Source organism: Methyloceanibacter methanicus, from assembly GCF_001723285.1.
Lineage (GTDB): Bacteria > Pseudomonadota > Alphaproteobacteria > Rhizobiales > Methyloligellaceae > Methyloceanibacter > Methyloceanibacter methanicus.
Map to the genome: position 1 here is coordinate 24750 of NZ_LPWG01000003.1, position 16213 is coordinate 40962.

The following is a 16213-nucleotide window of genomic DNA, read 5'->3' on the forward strand; positions in this document are numbered from 1 at the left end:
TTGGGGTCTGGCTTGCGGGCACGCGCCTTGCCATTTACGCAGACGCCATCGCGCCCGCAAACGGATCGGGCAAGCCTTCATGGGGCTCATCTTCGTCGCGGCCGCAACGTCCCTCCCGGAACTGGTGACGACGCTTTATGGGGCCCATACCGGCGAGGCGCAGCTCGTTCTCGGCAACATGTTCGGCGGCATCACCATGCAGACCGCAATCCTGGCCATTGTGGATCTGCTCTTCATCACCTATGCCCTGACCTCGTATCCGAGCGGACCGACCTCGGCGCTCGAGGCCACGCTGCTGATCGCGCTTCTGGCGATGCTGTTGGGCTTGCATGCCGTGGGCGAACTGGCGCTGCCCTTCGGCGTCGGGCTCGGGACGCTCCTGCTTGCGGTTGCCTATCTGGGGATCGTGATGATGCTGCGCCACTACGACGGCGTGCAGTCCTGGATCCCGGTCGAGAGCATCGATGCGGCCCTGCCGCGCACCGCCGAGAGTTCGGATACGGGTTCGAGCGTCGACCGCATGGGCACGGTCGGCCTGATCGTCGGCTTTGCTTTGATGGGCACCGCGATCCTGATGTGCGGCCTGGCGCTGATTGCGAGTTCGGCGGCCATCGCCGAACAAACCGGCCTTGGCTCCAGCTTTATCGGCATGACCCTCCTCGCAACAGCCACCTCGCTCCCGGAGGTGAGCACCACGATCTCCGCGGTCCGCATCGGCGCATACAGCATGGCCATCTCGAACATCTTCGGCAGCAATCTGTTGATGGTGGCGATGGTCCTGCCGGCGGACCTCGTCTATCGCGGCGCGCCCATCCTGGGGGCAATCGATCAGGGCACGGCCTTTGCGATCATCTCGGGCGTTCTCGTCACCTCGATCTACCTCGCCGGACTCATCATCCGGTCGCGCCGCACGGTCTTCCGAATGGGCATCGATTCCGCGCTGGTGCTGCTGATCTACGCCATCACGCTCGGCGTGTTCTATCACTTCAGTTGACCCGCGCGCCGCTTAGAGCCCGGCCGGCTCGGCGTTCGGACAAGGCGCCGCCGCGCCCACAGGCTCCATTTGTCCGGTTTCCCTTTTTCCGGACTCTGCCATTGTGACGGCGGGTTGAGATGGATTGGGGCGGCTGATGAACGGCGAGACGACCACGAAAAGCCAAGACGAAACGCCGCCGGACATGGTTCCGGTGGTGCGGACCATCGCGATGCCGGCGGACACCAACCCGTCGGGCGATATCTTCGGCGGCTGGCTCATGTCCCAGATGGATCTCGCGGCCGGCAACGTCGCCGCGCGGCGGGCGCGGGGGCGTTGCGCAACCGTCGCCGTCGATGCGGTCACATTCGTCTCGCCCGTTGTCGTCGGCGACGAGGTCAGCCTCTATGCCAGCATCGTCAAGACCGGCCGCACCTCGATGGCCATCCGGGTCGAGGCCTGGCGGCGGCCGCGCCACAGCGAGGAGAGCCGGAAGGTGACGGAGGCCATCTTCACCTTCGTGGCCCTGGGCGAGGACGGGAAATCCCGGCCGCTCCCGGCCGCATCGGAATAGAAACGAGTTGGGCGCGCGCCTGCGCCTTTAGCTCGCGCCCGCAAGCCGTTCGAAGCCGGCCGCCAGGTCGGCCTTCAGATCCTCGATGTCCTCCAGCCCCGCATGGATGCGCAAGGCCGGACCCTCCGCCTCCCAAACCGTCGCGCTGCGGTAGCCGCTCGGGTCGAACGGCAGGATCAGGCTCTCGTAGCCGCCCCAGGAATAGCCCATGCCGAACAGTTCAAGTCCGTCGAGCATGGCGGCCAAGGCTTCGTGCGAGGCCGGATTGAGGACGATCGCGAACAGGCCCGAGGACCCGGTGAAGTCCCGTTGCCACAGCGCATGACCCGGATGGTCGGGCCGGGCAGGGTGGATCACGCGGGCAACCTCCGGACGCTGCGACAGCCATTCGGCAAGCGCGAGCGCCGTTTCCTGATGCCGCCGCAGCCGGACCCCAAGCGTCCGCAATCCACGCAAGGCCAGATACACGTCCTCCGGTCCCGGGCACAGGCCGAGGATGTCGTGGGTCTTGGCCACGGGCGCGGTCGAGGCCTCGCTCATGGTGATCACGCCCAGCATCGCGTCCGCATGGCCCACGATGTATTTCGTAGCCGCATGGACAACCACGTCCACCCCGTGGTCGAACGGCTTGAAAAACAGCGGCGTCGCCCAGGTGTTGTCCAGGATCACCTCGGCACCGGCCCCATGGGCCGCCGCGGCGATGGCGGGAATGTCCTGCACTTCGAAGGTTTGCGATCCGGGCGACTCGGCGAAGACGAGCTTCGTTCGCTCGCTCATGAGATCGGCGATGCCGCTTCCGATGACGGGGTCGTAATAGGTCGTGGTCACGCCCAGCCGTTTCAGCACCGTGTCGCAGAAGCGGCGGGTCGGCCGGTAGACGCTGTCGGACACGAGAATGTGGTCGCCGCTGGCGACGAAACTCAGGATCGCGGTCGTGATCGCGGTCAGGCCCGATGGCGCGAGCAGGGTCGCGTGTCCTCCTTCAAGCTCGGCCAGGGCCTCCTGGAGCGCCGACACGGTCGGCGTACCGAGCCGGCCATAGCTGTATTCCTGATCGTTCGCGAGGAGACTGTCGAACGTGGGATAGAGAACCGTCGACCCGCGATAGATCGGCGTGTTGACGAAGCCGTGGAAGCGGCCCGGATCGCGGCCCGCATGCGACAACCGCGTCGCGGGCTTGCGGTGCTTTTTCGTCTTGCTCATGAAGGCCTCTCAAGGAGACGAGGCTGGCCGGACGCCACTCAGCTCGTCTCGATCGGCAACCGCTCGTCCGCGCCCCATTCGGCCCAAGAGCCGTCATAGACCGAGGTCCGCAAATGGCCGGCTTCGCCCAGGGCCAGCGCCAGCACACAGGCGGTGATTCCCGAACCGCAGGTGGTCACTACGGGCTTGTGCGGATCGATACCCGCGGCCGCGAAAAGCTCCTGCAACTCCGGCACCGACTTGAACGTGCCGTCCCCGTTGAGCACTTGCTTGTACGGCACGTTGATTGCGCCGGGCATGTGACCGGCCCGCAAGCCCAGGCGCGGTTCGGGGGCCGTGCCCGCGAAACGCTCGGGCGAGCGCGCGTCGACCACGTCGGCGGACTTGTCGTTGATCACGCGTTTCATGTCGTCGACGTCCCGAACGAGATCGAGATTGTGCCGCGCCGTGAAATGCCGGGGCGTCCGCGGGGCCGGCTCGCCCATCGCGAGCGGGCGCCCTTCCGACTTCCACTTCAGCAAGCCGCCGTTCAGCACACTGACGTCTTGCGCGCCCATGACGCGGAACGTCCACCAGACGCGCGGGGCACTGAACGTGCCCTGGCGATCGTAAACCACCACACGCTGGCCGTCGCCGATGCCCATCTTGCGCATCCGCGACGAGAACTTCTCGGGCGGCGGCAACATATGCGCGGCCTGAGCCTTGTCGTCCGCGATGTCGTCGATATCGAAAAACACCGCGCCTGGAATATGCTCGGCGAGATAGTCCTCCCGGGCGTTCTTGGTCTCGGCGGGCAGGTACCAGGTCGCATCGATGACAACGAAATCCGGCGCCTCCAGTTCGCGCTCAAGCTCGTCGGTTTCAATCAGCCATGTCTTCGGCGTCATAAAGTTCCGGTCTCCAATTCTCGTCTAGACAAATACGGCCGGTGCCGCGGGTTCGGGCTCGGCGAGCCAAGAGGGCACCGGCAGCCCTTTTTCGCGCAGGAAGTCGGGATTGAACAGCCTGCTCTGATAGCGGGTGCCGTAATCGCAAAGCACCGTGACGATGGTGTGGCCCGGTCCCAGGTCTTTGGCAAGCCGGACGGCGCCCGCGACATTGACGCCGCTCGAACCGCCGAGGCACAGACCCTCCTCGCTCAGAAGATTGAACACGACCTCCAGGGCTTCGGCATCGGGAATCTGGTAGGCCGCATCGACCGTGGCGCCTTCCAGGTTCGCCGTGATGCGCCCCTGGCCGATCCCTTCGGTGATGGAACTGCCCTCGGACTTGAGCTCGCCGTGCTTGTAGTAGTTGTACAGCGCCGCACCCATGGGATCGGCGATTCCGATCGTCACGTCCGGGTTGTGCGCCTTGAGGCCCATGGAAACGCCGGCCAGCGTCCCGCCCGTCCCCACGGCGCAGATGAATCCGTCGACCTTGCCGTCCGTATCGCGCCAAATCTCTTGGGCTGTCGTTTCGATATGGCCCTGCCTGTTGGCCACGTTGTCGAACTGGTTGGCCCAGATTGCGCCATTGGGTTCGGACTTCGCGAGTTCCTCGGCGAGGCGGCCCGAATATTTGACGTAGTTGTTTTCGTTCCGGTAGGGCACCGCCGGCACTTCGATCAGTTGGGCCCCGGCCAGCCGGAGCATGTCCTTCTTCTCGTCGGACTGGGTCTCGGGGATCACGATGACGGTCTTGAGCCCCAGCGCATTGCCGACCAGGGTCAACCCGATGCCTGTATTGCCGGCCGTGCCTTCGACCACCGTCCCGCCGGGCTTGAGCAGCCCCTTGTCCATGGCATCGCGGATGATGAAGAGGGCGGCGCGGTCCTTGACCGATTGCCCCGGATTCATGAACTCGGCCTTGCCGAGAATTGTGCAGCCCGTCTCCTCGGACGCGCGTTTGAGCTTGATGAGCGGCGTGTTGCCGATCGCCTCGAGAATGCCGTTGCGGTAGGTCACGGGAGAGCCTTTGGGAATTCTTTGTGATCTGCAACCTACTGAGGGCTGATGCCCGCTGCAAGTCGCGGAAATCCCATGAATCCGCGCCCATTTGGCATCCCATTCCACCCCGCCGGTTCGGCGGGGTATGGAAGGACCGGCGAGGGCCGCAGGGGCCCGGAACGGCCCCTTGGGAATCGGCACGTTTTGGGGCCTAGCAGCCAGCAAGGCCGGTGTGTATATAAAGCCGCGAATGGGAGTCGCGCGCGATCATCCGTCGCACGAACCCTCTTAAGCGGGCGTGGTGGAATTGGTAGACACGCCAGATTTAGGTTCTGGTGGCCTCGGCCGTGGGGGTTCAAGTCCCTCCGCCCGCACCAACCAACGCGTTGACGAAACAACTTCGTTGGACAGCAGGACAAGGAAGTAGGCGCGGCCCTGGCGCCGCAGGAATGGTGGATTGACGGTATGAACGTCACGGAGACGAATGCAGAAGGCCTGCACCGCGAACTGAAGATCGTGGTCGGCGCCGACGAACTCGAGGAGAAGCTCTCCTCGCGCCTCGACGATCTGAAGGACAAGGCCCGGATCAAGGGCTTCCGTCCCGGCCACGTGCCGAAGGAGCACTTGCGCAAGGTCTATGGCCGCTCGGTCATGGCCGAGGTCGTGCAGCAGGCCGTTCAGGAGACGAGCCAGAAGGCCATTTCGGAGCGCGAGGAGCGCCCGGCCTTCCAGCCGCAGGTCAAACTTCCCGAGGACGAAGCGGAGATCAATCAGATCTTCGACGGCACGGGCGACCTGTCCTACACGATGACCTTCGAGGTGCTGCCCAAGGTCGAGGTGATGGACCTCGCCACGCTCGCCCTCGAGCGCCCCACCACACCGGTGACCGACAAGGACATCGACGAGGCGGTCGAGCGCATCCTGGCGACCAACCCGAGCTACAAGCCGAAGGACGGGCCGGCGCAGAAGGGCGACCGCGTGACCATCGATTTCGTCGGCAAGCTCGATGGCGAGGCCTTCGAGGGCGGCACCGCCACGGACGCACCGATCACGCTCGGCGCCGGCGGCTTCATCCCGGGCTTCGAAGAAGGCCTGGAAGGCGTCACCACGGGCGAGGAGAAGGTTGTCGACGCGACCTTCCCGGAAGCCTATGGCGAACCGAAACTGGCCGGCAAGTCCGTCAAATTCGAAGTGACGGTGAAGGAAGTCGCGGCGGCCGAAACCAAGACTCTCGACGACGAATTCGCCAAGAGTCTTGGCGCGGAATCGGTTTCGCAGATGCGCGAGACGGTGAAGGGCCGGCTGGAATTCGATCGCAACATGGCCTCCCGCCTCAAGGTGAAACGGGCACTGCTCGACGCCCTCAACGAGGGGCACACGTTCGAGCTCCCGCCGACGCTTGTCGACAACGAGTTCAAATCGATCTGGGATCAGGTGCTCCACGAGCAGGAGCATTCGAAGAAGACCTTCGAAGACGAGGGCACCACCGAGGAAGACGCCAAGAAGGAATACCGCGAGATCGCCGAACGGCGGGTCCGGCTCGGCCTGCTGCTTTCGGAGATCGGATCGAGCAACGAGATCACCGTCTCGGACGACGAGGTCAACAAGGCGCTCATCGAGCGCATCCGTCAGTTCCCCGGACAAGAGCGGCAAGTCTACGACTTCTACCGCAACACGCCCCAGGCGCTGGCCGAGCTTCGGGCCCCGATCTTCGAAGACAAGGTCGTGGACTACATTCTCGAACTCGCCAAGGTGACCGACAAGGACGTGAGCCTCGAGGAGCTCTACAAGGATCTGGACGACGGCCAAGGCCACGATCATGACCACGATCACGACCATGACCACGATCATGATCACGACCACTAGCCCTCGGGCAGACTGACGCGGGCCTTAAGGAAGAGGGGCCCGGCCTCTTCCGTTTCGGGCCTCGAGCACATATTTTGAGGGCTCTCCCACAAGACGAATCAGGGACCGGCGCCTTTTTCGTCCAACAGCCCCGACAAACAGGACATCCATGCAAAATCCGGTCGACACATATTTGAGCACGCTCGTTCCCATGGTGGTGGAGCAGACCAATCGCGGCGAGCGCGCCTACGACATCTACTCGCGCCTGCTCAAAGAGCGGATCATCTTCGTGACGGGCGTGATCGAGGACCACATGGCCTCGCTCATCACGGCCCAGCTTCTCTTCTTGGAGGCCGAGAACCCGAAGAAGGAAATCTCGATGTACATCAACTCGCCGGGCGGCGTGGTGACCTCGGGGATGGCGATCTACGACACGATGCAATTCGTCCGGCCACCGGTCTCGACCCTTTGCATCGGCCAGGCCGCGTCCATGGGGTCGCTGCTCCTCTGCGCGGGCGAGAAGGGCATGCGTTACGCGCTACCGAACGCGCGGATCATGCTGCATCAGCCCTCCGGCGGCTTCCAGGGCCAGGCCAGCGACATCGAGCGTCACGCCGAGGACATCATCAAGATGAAGCGCCGGTTGACGGAGATCTACGTCGACCATACGGGCCAGGACTACGAGACCGTGGAGACGACGCTGGATCGCGACTTCTTCTTCTCGGCCGAGGAGGCGCAGAAGTTCGGGCTCGTGGACGAGGTCGTCAGCAAGCGTCACGGCGACGCACCGAAGGAAGACGAACCGGCGCCGGCGTCCTGATCGTTGCCCGGAACGGGCCCGCGGCCCGGTTAGGGTTAAAGGGCCCGTTTCCGGCCCTGAACCTTGGCGGCGCGGCGCAGTTCGTGGCACCATAGCGATTCACGGCAACCGGGTGGCTCGTCCAGCATCGCGACGGCGAGAGGATTTGCAGGATTAATCAATCCTTGATCAGTGCCCCCTCAACATGGTCAGATTGTCAATCTGACGACTTGTCAAAGGGAGTCGCTGACACTTTGCAGGGCGGGCAACGGCCATCTCTTAAGAGCGCGCGGACAACCGCGCGTACGCAGCAGCAACCAAGAAAAATTGGATATTTAAGGAATGAGCAAGGTGAGCGGAACAGATTCCAAAAATACCCTCTACTGCTCTTTCTGCGGCAAGAGCCAGCACGAGGTCCGCAAGCTGATCGCGGGGCCAACCGTATTCATCTGTGACGAATGCGTTGAGCTTTGCATGGACATTATTCGCGAGGAGAACAAGAGCTCCCTCGTGAAATCTCGCGACGGCGTTCCCACGCCCCAGGAAATCTGTCAGGTCCTCGACGATTACGTCATCGGCCAGGATTACGCCAAGCGCGTGCTGTCCGTGGCGGTCCACAACCACTACAAGCGCCTGAACCACTCGGGAAAGAACTCCGATGTGGAATTGGCCAAGTCGAACATCCTGCTGATCGGACCTACCGGGTGCGGCAAGACGCTTCTGGCGCAGACGCTCGCCCGGATTTTGGACGTGCCGTTCACCATGGCGGACGCGACCACGCTGACCGAGGCCGGCTATGTGGGCGAGGATGTGGAAAACATCATTCTGAAGCTGCTGCAGGCCGCCGATTACAACGTGGAGCGGGCCCAGCGCGGTATCGTCTATATCGACGAGGTCGACAAGATCAGCCGGAAATCCGACAACCCGTCCATCACCCGGGACGTGTCGGGCGAGGGCGTGCAGCAGGCGCTGTTGAAGATCATGGAAGGCACGGTCGCGTCCGTGCCCCCGCAAGGCGGCCGCAAGCATCCGCAGCAGGAGTTCCTCCAGGTCGACACCACGAACATCCTGTTCGTGTGTGGCGGTGCCTTTGCCGGGCTCGAGAAGATCATTTCGGCGCGCGGCCGGTCCACGTCGATCGGCTTCGGCGCGAAGGTGGAGATGGTCGACGAGCGCCGCACGGGCGACATCCTGCGCGGCATCGAGCCCGAAGACCTGCTGAGATTCGGCCTGATTCCCGAGTTCATCGGCCGTGTGCCGGTGATTGCCACGCTGGACGATCTCGACGAAAGCGCCCTGATCCGGATCCTGACGGAGCCGAAGAACGCGCTGGTGCGCCAGTATCAGCGGCTGTTCGAGATGGAAGACGTGCAGCTTTCGTTCGCGGACGAGGCCCTGCTGGCCATTTCCAAGAAGGCCATCGAACGGAAGACGGGCGCGCGCGGTCTGCGGTCGATCATGGAAGGGATTCTTCTCGACACGATGTTCGAGCTGCCCAGCATGCGCGGGGTTGAAGAGGTCGTCATCAGCGCCGAAGTGGTCGATGGCAAGGCGCGGCCCTTGCGGATTTACTCCGACCGGCAGGACGAAGTCGGGACCAGCGCCTGACCTTTTCCACATGATTGTCGGCTTGAAGACCCTCCCGAATCCCACTCTCATTGTGGCGGGCGGCGCGTGAACCTTCCCGTCGGGTCGGGCCCTTGACGGCGGGTCTGCCGACCGCCACTTTCCGGGGTAGGCGAGCCAAAGTGACGCAGTGTCCCCCTGGCAAAGGCCAGGAGCTTATACTCCGGCAAGCGAATTGGACGGAACTGGGGGTGCCGAGGCCAGTATTTCGCGAAGCTTTTGACGGCTGGACGACGATCTGGCCCGCACAAAAAGGAAGGCGACGGAAAGAATATGACTGAAACAATCCCGTCCGTGACCATGGAAGGTGGCCCGGAACTCTACCCGGTGCTGCCACTTCGCGACATTGTGGTCTTCCCCTATATGATCGTGCCGCTCTTCGTGGGCCGCGAGAAATCCATCGCCGCGCTCGAAGAGGTCATGCGGACCGATAAGCAGATCCTGCTGGTCGCCCAGAAAAATGCCTCCGACGACGAGCCGACCGCCGAGGGCATTTACGACATGGGCACGCTCGCCTCCGTGCTGCAGCTCCTGAAGTTGCCTGACGGCACGGTGAAGGTGCTCGTCGAGGGTACGCGCCGCGCCGTTATCAAGAACTACACCGACAACGAGAATTACTTCGAGGCGGAGATCGAGCCCGTCGAAGAGCAGGTCGGCGCTGAGAACGAGATCGAGGCCCTGGCGCGCTCGGTCGTGTCTCAGTTCGAAAGCTATGTGAAGCTCAACAAGAAGATTTCGCCCGAAGTGCTCGGCACGACGAGCCATATCGAGGACTACTCGAAGCTCGCCGACACGATCGCCTCGCACCTCGCCATCAAGATCGGCGAGAAGCAGCAGATCCTCGAGGTCACGTCTGTCTCCGAGCGGCTGGAGCGCGTGTTCACGTTGATGGAAAGCGAGATTTCCGTCCTCCAGGTCGAGCGGAAGATCAGGAGCCGCGTGAAGCGTCAGATGGAGAAGACGCAACGCGAGTACTACCTGAACGAACAGATGAAGGCGATCCAGAAGGAACTCGGCGACAGCGAAGAGGGCCGGGACGATCTGGCCGAGCTCGAACAGAAGATCGAGAAGACCAAGTTGACCCGCGAGGCCCGCGAAAAGGCCATGGGCGAGCTCAAGAAGCTACGCCAGATGAGCCCCATGTCCGCGGAGGCCACCGTCGTCCGGAACTACCTGGATTGGCTCCTGTCGATCCCGTGGGGGTCGAAAGGCAAGGTCAAGCGCGACCTGGACGACGCGCAAAAGGTCCTCGACCATGACCATTACGGGCTCGAGAAGGTCAAGGACCGGATCGTCGAGTATCTGGCCGTCCAGAACCGCACCAACATGTTGAAGGGGCCGATCCTCTGCCTCGTCGGGCCGCCCGGCGTGGGCAAGACCTCGCTCGGCAAGTCGATCGCCAGGGCCACAGGCCGTGAATTCGTGCGGATGAGCCTCGGCGGCGTGCGGGACGAAGCCGAGATCCGCGGCCACCGCCGGACCTATATCGGCTCCATGCCCGGCAAGGTCATCCAGTCCATGCGGAAGGCCAAGAAGGTCAATCCGCTCTTCCTCCTCGACGAGATCGACAAGATGGGCGCGGACTTCCGCGGCGATCCCGCCTCGGCGCTGCTCGAGGTCCTGGACCCGGAGCAGAACAACACGTTCAACGACCACTATCTCGAGGTGGACTACGATCTGTCGAACGTCATGTTCGTCACGACCGCCAACACGCTGAACATTCCGCCGGCGCTAATGGACCGGATGGAGATCATCCGCATCGCCGGTTACACCGAGGACGAAAAGGTCGAGATCGCACGGCGGCACCTGATCCCCGAGCAGGTGAAGAACCACGGGCTCGAGCCGGAGGAATTCGCGCTCGATGACGATGCCCTGCAGGAGCTCATCCGCCGCTACACCCGCGAGGCGGGCGCCGCAGCCTGGAGCGCGAACTGGCGAAGCTCGCCCGCAAGTCGGTCAAGGAACTGCTGACCACCGACCACACCAAGGTGACCGTCACGCGCGACAACCTCGCCGACTATCTTGGCGTACCGAAATACCGCTACGGCGAGGCCGAGCTGGAAGACCAGGTGGGCGTCGTCACGGGACTCGCCTGGACCGAGGTCGGCGGCGAAATCCTCACCATCGAGGCGTCATGATGCCCGGCAAGGGCAAGATGACCGTCACCGGCAATCTGCGCGACGTCATGAAAGAATCGATTCAGGCCGCGAACGCCTATGTGCGCTCCAGGGCCGTGGATTTCGGCATCGAGCCGCCGCTGTTCGAACGGCGGGATATCCATGTGCACGTTCCGGAGGGCGCGACGCCGAAGGATGGGCCGTCTGCGGGCGTCGCCATGGCGACGGCGATCATCTCGCTCATGACCGGGATTCCGGTGCGGCGCGATGTGGCCATGACCGGCGAAATTACCTTGCGCGGTCGCGTGCTGCCCATTGGCGGCCTCAAGGAGAAGATGCTTGCAGCCTTGCGCGCTGGCATCAAGACCGTGATTATCCCTGAGGAAAACGTCAAGGATCTCGCGGAGATACCGGATAAGCTTAAGAATATGCTTGAGATTATGCCGGTCTCGCGCGTGGACGAGGTCTTGAAGATCGCCTTCACGCGGACGCCTCAACCCATCGTGTGGGAAGAGGAAGGCGAGGGCGCTTCACAGGTCGTTCCCAACAAGGACAAGTCCGGCACGGGCCTCACCGCCCACTGATCCGACGCCCCTCTTGGCGGCGCTGCCGTTAAAACGCCCCAATCCTCTGGTCGCGCGTTATGCACCGATTCGGCCAAGAATGTTGATTTTCTGCGCTTTTTGCGCGAGTCATACATGACTTGTTTGTGAATCGAAGCGTACCCCATAGGGGCCCACGGGTTCATAACAAGCGCCCCACCCATGGGGCCGAGCGAAAGGATAACATCGTGAACAAAGCAGAGCTGGTCGCCCAAGTGGCGAAGGAATCCGAATTGTCGAAGGATGCTGCCGAAAAGGCCGTGGACGCGACGTTCAAGAATATCGAGAAGGCTTTGAGCGGCGGCGACACGGTGCGCATTGTCGGCTTTGGCAATTTTCAAGTTGCGCAGCGCAAGGCCTCCACGGGCCGCAACCCACGCACGGGTGCCGAGGTGCAAATTCCGGCCTCGCGCGTTCCGAAGTTCCGTGCCGGCAAGGCCTTGAAGGAGGCGGTCAACGCCTAGGGCGTTGCCAATACAGACCTTCGGTGAGATCTTGGCGAGGCCTCGCGCGAGCGGGGCTTCGCCTTTTCAATTGAGCGTGGAGGTCCGGTCCGACGGCACCCTTGGCAGGGCCCACGTCTTGCTCTAACGCTTCGGACTTGACGTTTCCCGGACATGATGTGTCCGGCCCGGCGGGCGGTTAGCTCAGTTGGTAGAGCGCCACGTTTACACCGTGGATGTCGGCAGTTCGAGCCTGTCACCGCCCACCATTGTCCTCAACGAAGACCACCTCGCCGTGCGATGGCCGGCTCGAGACGGTATCGCGCAGAGAGCGCCGGCGCGTGGACGTGCCGCCGCCGCAATAGCGTCCCGCACTCGCGTGGGCGCAAGACGGCCGTCGGCCGTCAAAGGGCAGGCGGCTGAAAAGCCGCCGTTTCTCAGCGCTTCAATGGGACGAGAACCCCCAAGCGGCATCTCGCCGCAATTCGTCATACGGTCTTTACCCACGGCGCCTTGACACCCAAAATCCAAGGCCGTACATGCTGGGGATCGCCTCCGGCCGTGGTTACGGCCCGGTAGGGGGTGTAGCTCAGTTGGTTAGAGCGCGGCCTGTCACGCCGGAGGCCGCGGGTTCGAGTCCCGTCACTCCCGCCACTTTGGCCCGTCGACGCGCAGAAGACGTTGAAGGAAGGCTTCCAGAGCCATGGGCCAGTTGCTTCTCGACTATCTGCCACTTGCCATCTTCATCGCGATCGCCTTTGCCATCTGCACCGTGCTGCTGGTGATCCCGAACATCATCGCGGTCAACAATCCCGATCCCGAGAAGGTCTCCGCTTACGAGTGCGGCTTCGACGCCTTCGACGATTCGCGTATGAAGTTCGACGTGCGCTTCTATCTCGTGTCGCTGCTCTTCATCATCTTCGACCTCGAAGTCGCCTTCCTGTTTCCATGGGCCGTCGCTTTCGACGGGCTCCCGGCCTTGGGATTCTGGGCCATGATCGTGTTTCTCGGCGTCCTGACCGTCGGGTTCATCTATGAGTGGCGGAAGGGCGCGCTCGAATGGAACTGATACCGAAAGTCACGTTCGAGACCGAGGGGAAGGGCGGGGGCCTCGTCACCGCCGGAGCCACCTCGTTCGGAACCTTTTCCGACGAGCTTGCTGACAAGGGCTTCCTGCTCACGACCGTGGACGATCTCATCAACTGGTCCCGCACCGGTTCGCTGATGTGGATGACCTTCGGGCTGGCGTGCTGCGCCGTGGAGATGATGCAGGCGTCCATGCCCCGCTACGATCTGGAGCGCTTCGGTTTCGCCCCGCGCGGCAGCCCGCGCCAGTCCGACGTGATGATCGTCGCCGGCACGCTTTGCAACAAGATGGCGCCCGCTCTGCGCAAGGTCTACGACCAGATGCCCGAGCCCCGCTACGTCATCTCCATGGGCTCCTGCGCCAATGGCGGGGGCTACTATCACTATTCCTATTCCGTTGTCCGTGGGTGCGACCGCATCGTGCCAGTGGACATCTACGTACCCGGTTGCCCGCCGACGGCCGAAGCGCTGGTCTACGGCGTGCTCCTCCTTCAAAAGAAAATACGGCGGACAGGCACGATCACACGCTAAACCGCCCAGGTCCTCGGGGGCTTGATGGACGACGAACTGAATAGACTGGGCGGCGACCTTTCGGGGAAGCTAGGCTCGAAGCTCGCCGGTTTCCATGTGATCCGGGGCGAGCTGACGGTCGAGGCCGCGCGGGACCATATCCGCGATGTCATCACCCTCCTCAAGGAGGACGAGACCTGCCGCTTCGGCTGTCTCATCGACATCTGCGGCGTCGACTATCCCGAGCGCGAAGAGCGCTTCGACATCGTCTATCACCTCTTGAGCCCTTGGAAGAACACGCGCATCCGCGTGAAGGTCAAGACCGATGCCGAGACGCCCGTGCCGAGCATTGTCGACATCTTTCCGGCCGCCAATTGGTTCGAACGCGAAGCCTCGGATCTGTACGGCGTCGTGTTCGACGGGCACCCGGACTTGCGCCGCATCCTCACCGATTACGGGTTCGAGGGCCATCCGCTCCGCAAGGACTTCCCGCTCACCGGGTTCGTGGAACTTCGCTACGACGACGAGCAGAAGCGCGTCGTCTACGAGCCCGTGCAGCTGATGCAGGACTATCGCGACTTCGACTATCTCAGCCCTTGGGAAGCCATGGAGACGGCCATCCCTGGCGACGAAAAGGCCAGTGTCGTCGAAGAGGGGGAGGAGAAGTCGTGAAAGACACCCTGGCCCCCGGTTTGAAACACAGCTTCGCCTACAAGGTGCCCGCCACGAAGACGGTGCCGCATCTGTACGAAGAGTCGCCCGAACTCCAGGCCATGCCCGAGGTGTTCGCGACCGCCTTCATGATCGGCTTGATGGAATGGACCTGCGTGCAGCTCTTGGCGCCGCATCTCGACGAAGGCGAGGGCAGCGTCGGCGTCCATGTGGACGTGTCCCATACGGCCGCGACGCCGCCGGGACTCACGGTGACCGTCGAGGCCGAGTGCATCGAGGTCAGAGGCCCGCGCGCGAAGTTCAGGCTCAGGGCCCATGACGGTGTCGACGAGATCGGCGCCGGCATCCATGACCGCTTCATCGTCGCCTGGAACCGGTTCGAGCGCGGCCTCGCGCCCAAGCGGGACAGGAGTCTGGACGCGCGTCCGGACAAGAGCTTTGAGGAGGCGCCCGCGTAATGGCCGACACCGACCTCGACACCCACAAGGAGATCGTGCCGGATTTCGAGACCAAGCCCGTGGGCGGCAACCCGGACGCCGGGATCCCGCAGGACGCGACCGCACCTTCACGATCAATTTCGGCCCCCAGCACCCGGCCGCCCATGGCGTGCTCCGCCTCGTTCTCGAGCTCGACGGCGAGGTGGTGGAGCGCGTCGATCCGCATATCGGCCTGCTCCATCGCGGCACCGAGAAGCTGATCGAACACAAGACCTACCTGCAGGCGCTGCCGTATTTCGACCGGCTCGACTACGTCGCGCCCATGAACCAGGAGCACGCCTTCGCGCTCGCGGTCGAGAAGCTGCTGGGCCTGACGATTCCCAAGCGGGGCCAGCTGATCCGCGTCCTTTATTCGGAGATCGGGCGCCTCCTGTCGCATCTGCTCAACATCACCACGCAGGCGCTCGACGTGGGCGCGCTCACCCCGCCGCTCTGGGGCTTCGAAGACGCGAGAAGCTGATGGTGTTCTACGAGCGCGCCAGCGGCAGCCGCATGCATGCGGCCTATGTGCGCCCGGGCGGCGTTCATCAGGACCTCCCGCCCGAACTCGTGGACGACATCTACGCCTTCTGCGATCCCTTCCTCGAGGTCTGCGACGACATCGAGGGGCTGCTCACGGACAACCGCATCTTCAAACAGCGCAATGTGGACATCGGCGCCGTCAGCCAGAAGGACGCCTGGGATTGGGGCTTCACCGGCGTCATGATCCGCTCGACGGGCGCGGCCTGGGATCTGCGCAAGAGCCAGCCTTACGAATGCTACGACGAGCTCGAGTTCGACGTGCCCATCGGCAAGAACGGGGACTGCTACGACCGCTACCTCATCCGCATGGAGGAGATGCGTCAGTCCATCCGGCTGATGAAGCAGTGCTGCGAACGTCTCACGGAAACGCCGGGCCCGGTCACGGTAGACAATCACAAGATGGTGCCACCCAAGCGCGCCCAGATGAAGGGCTCCATGGAGGCCCTCATTCACCACTTCAAACTCTACACCGAGGGCTATCACGTGCCGCCCGGCGAGGCTTATGCCGCGGTCGAGGCGCCCAAGGGCGAGTTCGGGGTCTATCTCGTCTCCGACGGCACCAACAAGCCCTATCGCTGCAGATCCGCGCGCCCAGCTTCGTCCATCTGGCGGCGCTCGAATTCCTGCGCGCGGGCACATGCTGGCCGATGTCTCCGCCGTCCTGGGTTCGATCGACGTTGTCTTTGGAGAGGTCGACCGGTGACGCATTGTGCAGTTGCGAAATGCGCCTAGATCGGCAAGACTCTGAGTGCTGGGGAAGTCAATTCGGAACGGGACGTTGCTGGCCAGGGCACGGCCTTCACATCCGTAAAAGAA

At 63.3% G+C, this 16213-nt stretch carries 13 protein-coding genes, 3 tRNA genes and 2 pseudogenes; 15 read left to right on the forward strand and 3 right to left on the reverse strand.

Features of this window, described 5'->3' with window-relative positions; translation table 11 throughout:
- The first annotated feature begins 64 nt into the window (after window positions 1-64).
- Together AUC68_RS02055 and AUC68_RS02060 are read left to right on the forward strand one after the other, a co-directional pair.
- Complete coding sequence (locus AUC68_RS02055) at window positions 65-994, forward strand: sodium:calcium antiporter (RefSeq protein WP_280138503.1); 930 nt, start codon at window positions 65-67, stop codon at window positions 992-994.
- A 136-nt stretch (window positions 995-1130) separates the two neighbouring features.
- The gene (locus AUC68_RS02060; RefSeq protein WP_069436135.1) at window positions 1131-1547 is read left to right on the forward strand and encodes an acyl-CoA thioesterase; all 417 of its coding nucleotides are present in this window, start codon (window positions 1131-1133) and stop codon (window positions 1545-1547) included.
- A 27-nt stretch (window positions 1548-1574) separates the two neighbouring features.
- Here the strand turns inward: AUC68_RS02060 and metC are convergent, their stop codons facing one another.
- From metC to AUC68_RS02075, 3 genes are read right to left on the reverse strand one after another with little or no spacing between them, the layout of a single operon-like run.
- A complete protein-coding gene (metC, locus tag AUC68_RS02065; RefSeq protein ID WP_069436136.1) occupies window positions 1575-2750 on the reverse strand; it encodes a cystathionine beta-lyase in 1176 nt (391 codons plus the stop codon).
- 38 nt (window positions 2751-2788) lie between these two features.
- On the reverse strand, window positions 2789-3637 hold the full coding sequence (gene sseA / locus AUC68_RS02070) for a 3-mercaptopyruvate sulfurtransferase (protein ID WP_069436137.1): 849 nt from the start codon (window positions 3635-3637) through the stop codon (window positions 2789-2791).
- A gap of 24 nt (window positions 3638-3661) precedes the next feature.
- On the reverse strand, window positions 3662-4696 hold the full coding sequence (locus AUC68_RS02075; RefSeq protein ID WP_069436138.1) for a cysteine synthase A: 1035 nt from the start codon (window positions 4694-4696) through the stop codon (window positions 3662-3664).
- 274 nt (window positions 4697-4970) lie between these two features.
- Here AUC68_RS02075 and AUC68_RS02080 point away from each other — a divergent pair.
- From AUC68_RS02080 to AUC68_RS02140, 13 genes and pseudogenes are all read left to right on the forward strand, one after another.
- Window positions 4971-5055: transfer RNA gene (locus AUC68_RS02080), tRNA-Leu, on the forward strand.
- A gap of 88 nt (window positions 5056-5143) precedes the next feature.
- The gene (tig, locus tag AUC68_RS02085; RefSeq protein WP_069436139.1) at window positions 5144-6544 is read left to right on the forward strand and encodes a trigger factor; all 1401 of its coding nucleotides are present in this window, start codon (window positions 5144-5146) and stop codon (window positions 6542-6544) included.
- 148 nt (window positions 6545-6692) lie between these two features.
- On the forward strand, window positions 6693-7343 hold the full coding sequence (gene clpP, locus AUC68_RS02090) for an ATP-dependent Clp endopeptidase proteolytic subunit ClpP (RefSeq protein ID WP_069436140.1): 651 nt from the start codon (window positions 6693-6695) through the stop codon (window positions 7341-7343).
- A 321-nt stretch (window positions 7344-7664) separates the two neighbouring features.
- Window positions 7665-8930: an ATP-dependent Clp protease ATP-binding subunit ClpX gene (clpX, locus tag AUC68_RS02095; RefSeq protein WP_069436141.1), complete on the forward strand. Its 1266-nt coding sequence runs from the start codon at window positions 7665-7667 to the stop codon at window positions 8928-8930.
- A 291-nt stretch (window positions 8931-9221) separates the two neighbouring features.
- Window positions 9222-11649 (forward strand): annotated as a pseudogene (lon, locus tag AUC68_RS02100) (endopeptidase La).
- A gap of 125 nt (window positions 11650-11774) precedes the next feature.
- Entirely contained in the window at window positions 11775-12131 is a 357-nt protein-coding gene (locus AUC68_RS02105) for an HU family DNA-binding protein (protein WP_158008205.1), read from the forward strand.
- Window positions 12132-12303: 172 nt separating this feature from the next.
- Window positions 12304-12379: transfer RNA gene (locus AUC68_RS02110), tRNA-Val, on the forward strand.
- Window positions 12380-12688: 309 nt separating this feature from the next.
- Window positions 12689-12764: transfer RNA gene (locus tag AUC68_RS02115), tRNA-Asp, on the forward strand.
- A 49-nt stretch (window positions 12765-12813) separates the two neighbouring features.
- The gene (locus AUC68_RS02120) at window positions 12814-13179 is read left to right on the forward strand and encodes an NADH-quinone oxidoreductase subunit A (RefSeq protein WP_069436143.1); all 366 of its coding nucleotides are present in this window, start codon (window positions 12814-12816) and stop codon (window positions 13177-13179) included.
- The gene (locus AUC68_RS02125) at window positions 13170-13727 is read left to right on the forward strand and encodes a NuoB/complex I 20 kDa subunit family protein (RefSeq protein WP_069436144.1); all 558 of its coding nucleotides are present in this window, start codon (window positions 13170-13172) and stop codon (window positions 13725-13727) included. Before AUC68_RS02120 ends, AUC68_RS02125 begins: the two co-directional genes overlap by 10 nt.
- Window positions 13728-13751: 24 nt before the next feature.
- Complete coding sequence (locus AUC68_RS02130) at window positions 13752-14378, forward strand: NADH-quinone oxidoreductase subunit C (RefSeq protein ID WP_069436145.1); 627 nt, start codon at window positions 13752-13754, stop codon at window positions 14376-14378.
- Window positions 14375-14836, forward strand: a complete 462-nt coding sequence (locus AUC68_RS02135) for a thioesterase family protein (protein WP_069436146.1) — start codon at window positions 14375-14377, stop codon at window positions 14834-14836. Before AUC68_RS02130 ends, AUC68_RS02135 begins: the two co-directional genes overlap by 4 nt.
- 112 nt (window positions 14837-14948) lie before the next feature.
- Window positions 14949-16100: pseudogene (locus AUC68_RS02140) on the forward strand (NADH-quinone oxidoreductase subunit D).
- Window positions 16101-16213: the final 113 nt, after the last annotated feature.

What these genes read in the sequence shown, in the direction of transcription:
- metC (WP_069436136.1), bottom strand. Translation starts at nt 2,750, where the DNA reads ATGAGCAAGACGAAAAAGCACCGCAAGCCCGCGACGCGGTTGTCGCAT.
- tig (WP_069436139.1), top strand. Translation starts at nt 5,144, where the DNA reads ATGAACGTCACGGAGACGAATGCAGAAGGCCTGCACCGCGAACTGAAG.
- AUC68_RS02120 (WP_069436143.1), top strand. Translation starts at nt 12,814, where the DNA reads ATGGGCCAGTTGCTTCTCGACTATCTGCCACTTGCCATCTTCATCGCG.
- AUC68_RS02125 (WP_069436144.1), top strand. Translation starts at nt 13,170, where the DNA reads ATGGAACTGATACCGAAAGTCACGTTCGAGACCGAGGGGAAGGGCGGG.
- clpX (WP_069436141.1), top strand. Translation starts at nt 7,665, where the DNA reads ATGAGCAAGGTGAGCGGAACAGATTCCAAAAATACCCTCTACTGCTCT.
- sseA (WP_069436137.1), bottom strand. Translation starts at nt 3,637, where the DNA reads ATGACGCCGAAGACATGGCTGATTGAAACCGACGAGCTTGAGCGCGAA.
- AUC68_RS02060 (WP_069436135.1), top strand. Translation starts at nt 1,131, where the DNA reads ATGAACGGCGAGACGACCACGAAAAGCCAAGACGAAACGCCGCCGGAC.
- AUC68_RS02130 (WP_069436145.1), top strand. Translation starts at nt 13,752, where the DNA reads ATGGACGACGAACTGAATAGACTGGGCGGCGACCTTTCGGGGAAGCTA.
- clpP (WP_069436140.1), top strand. Translation starts at nt 6,693, where the DNA reads ATGCAAAATCCGGTCGACACATATTTGAGCACGCTCGTTCCCATGGTG.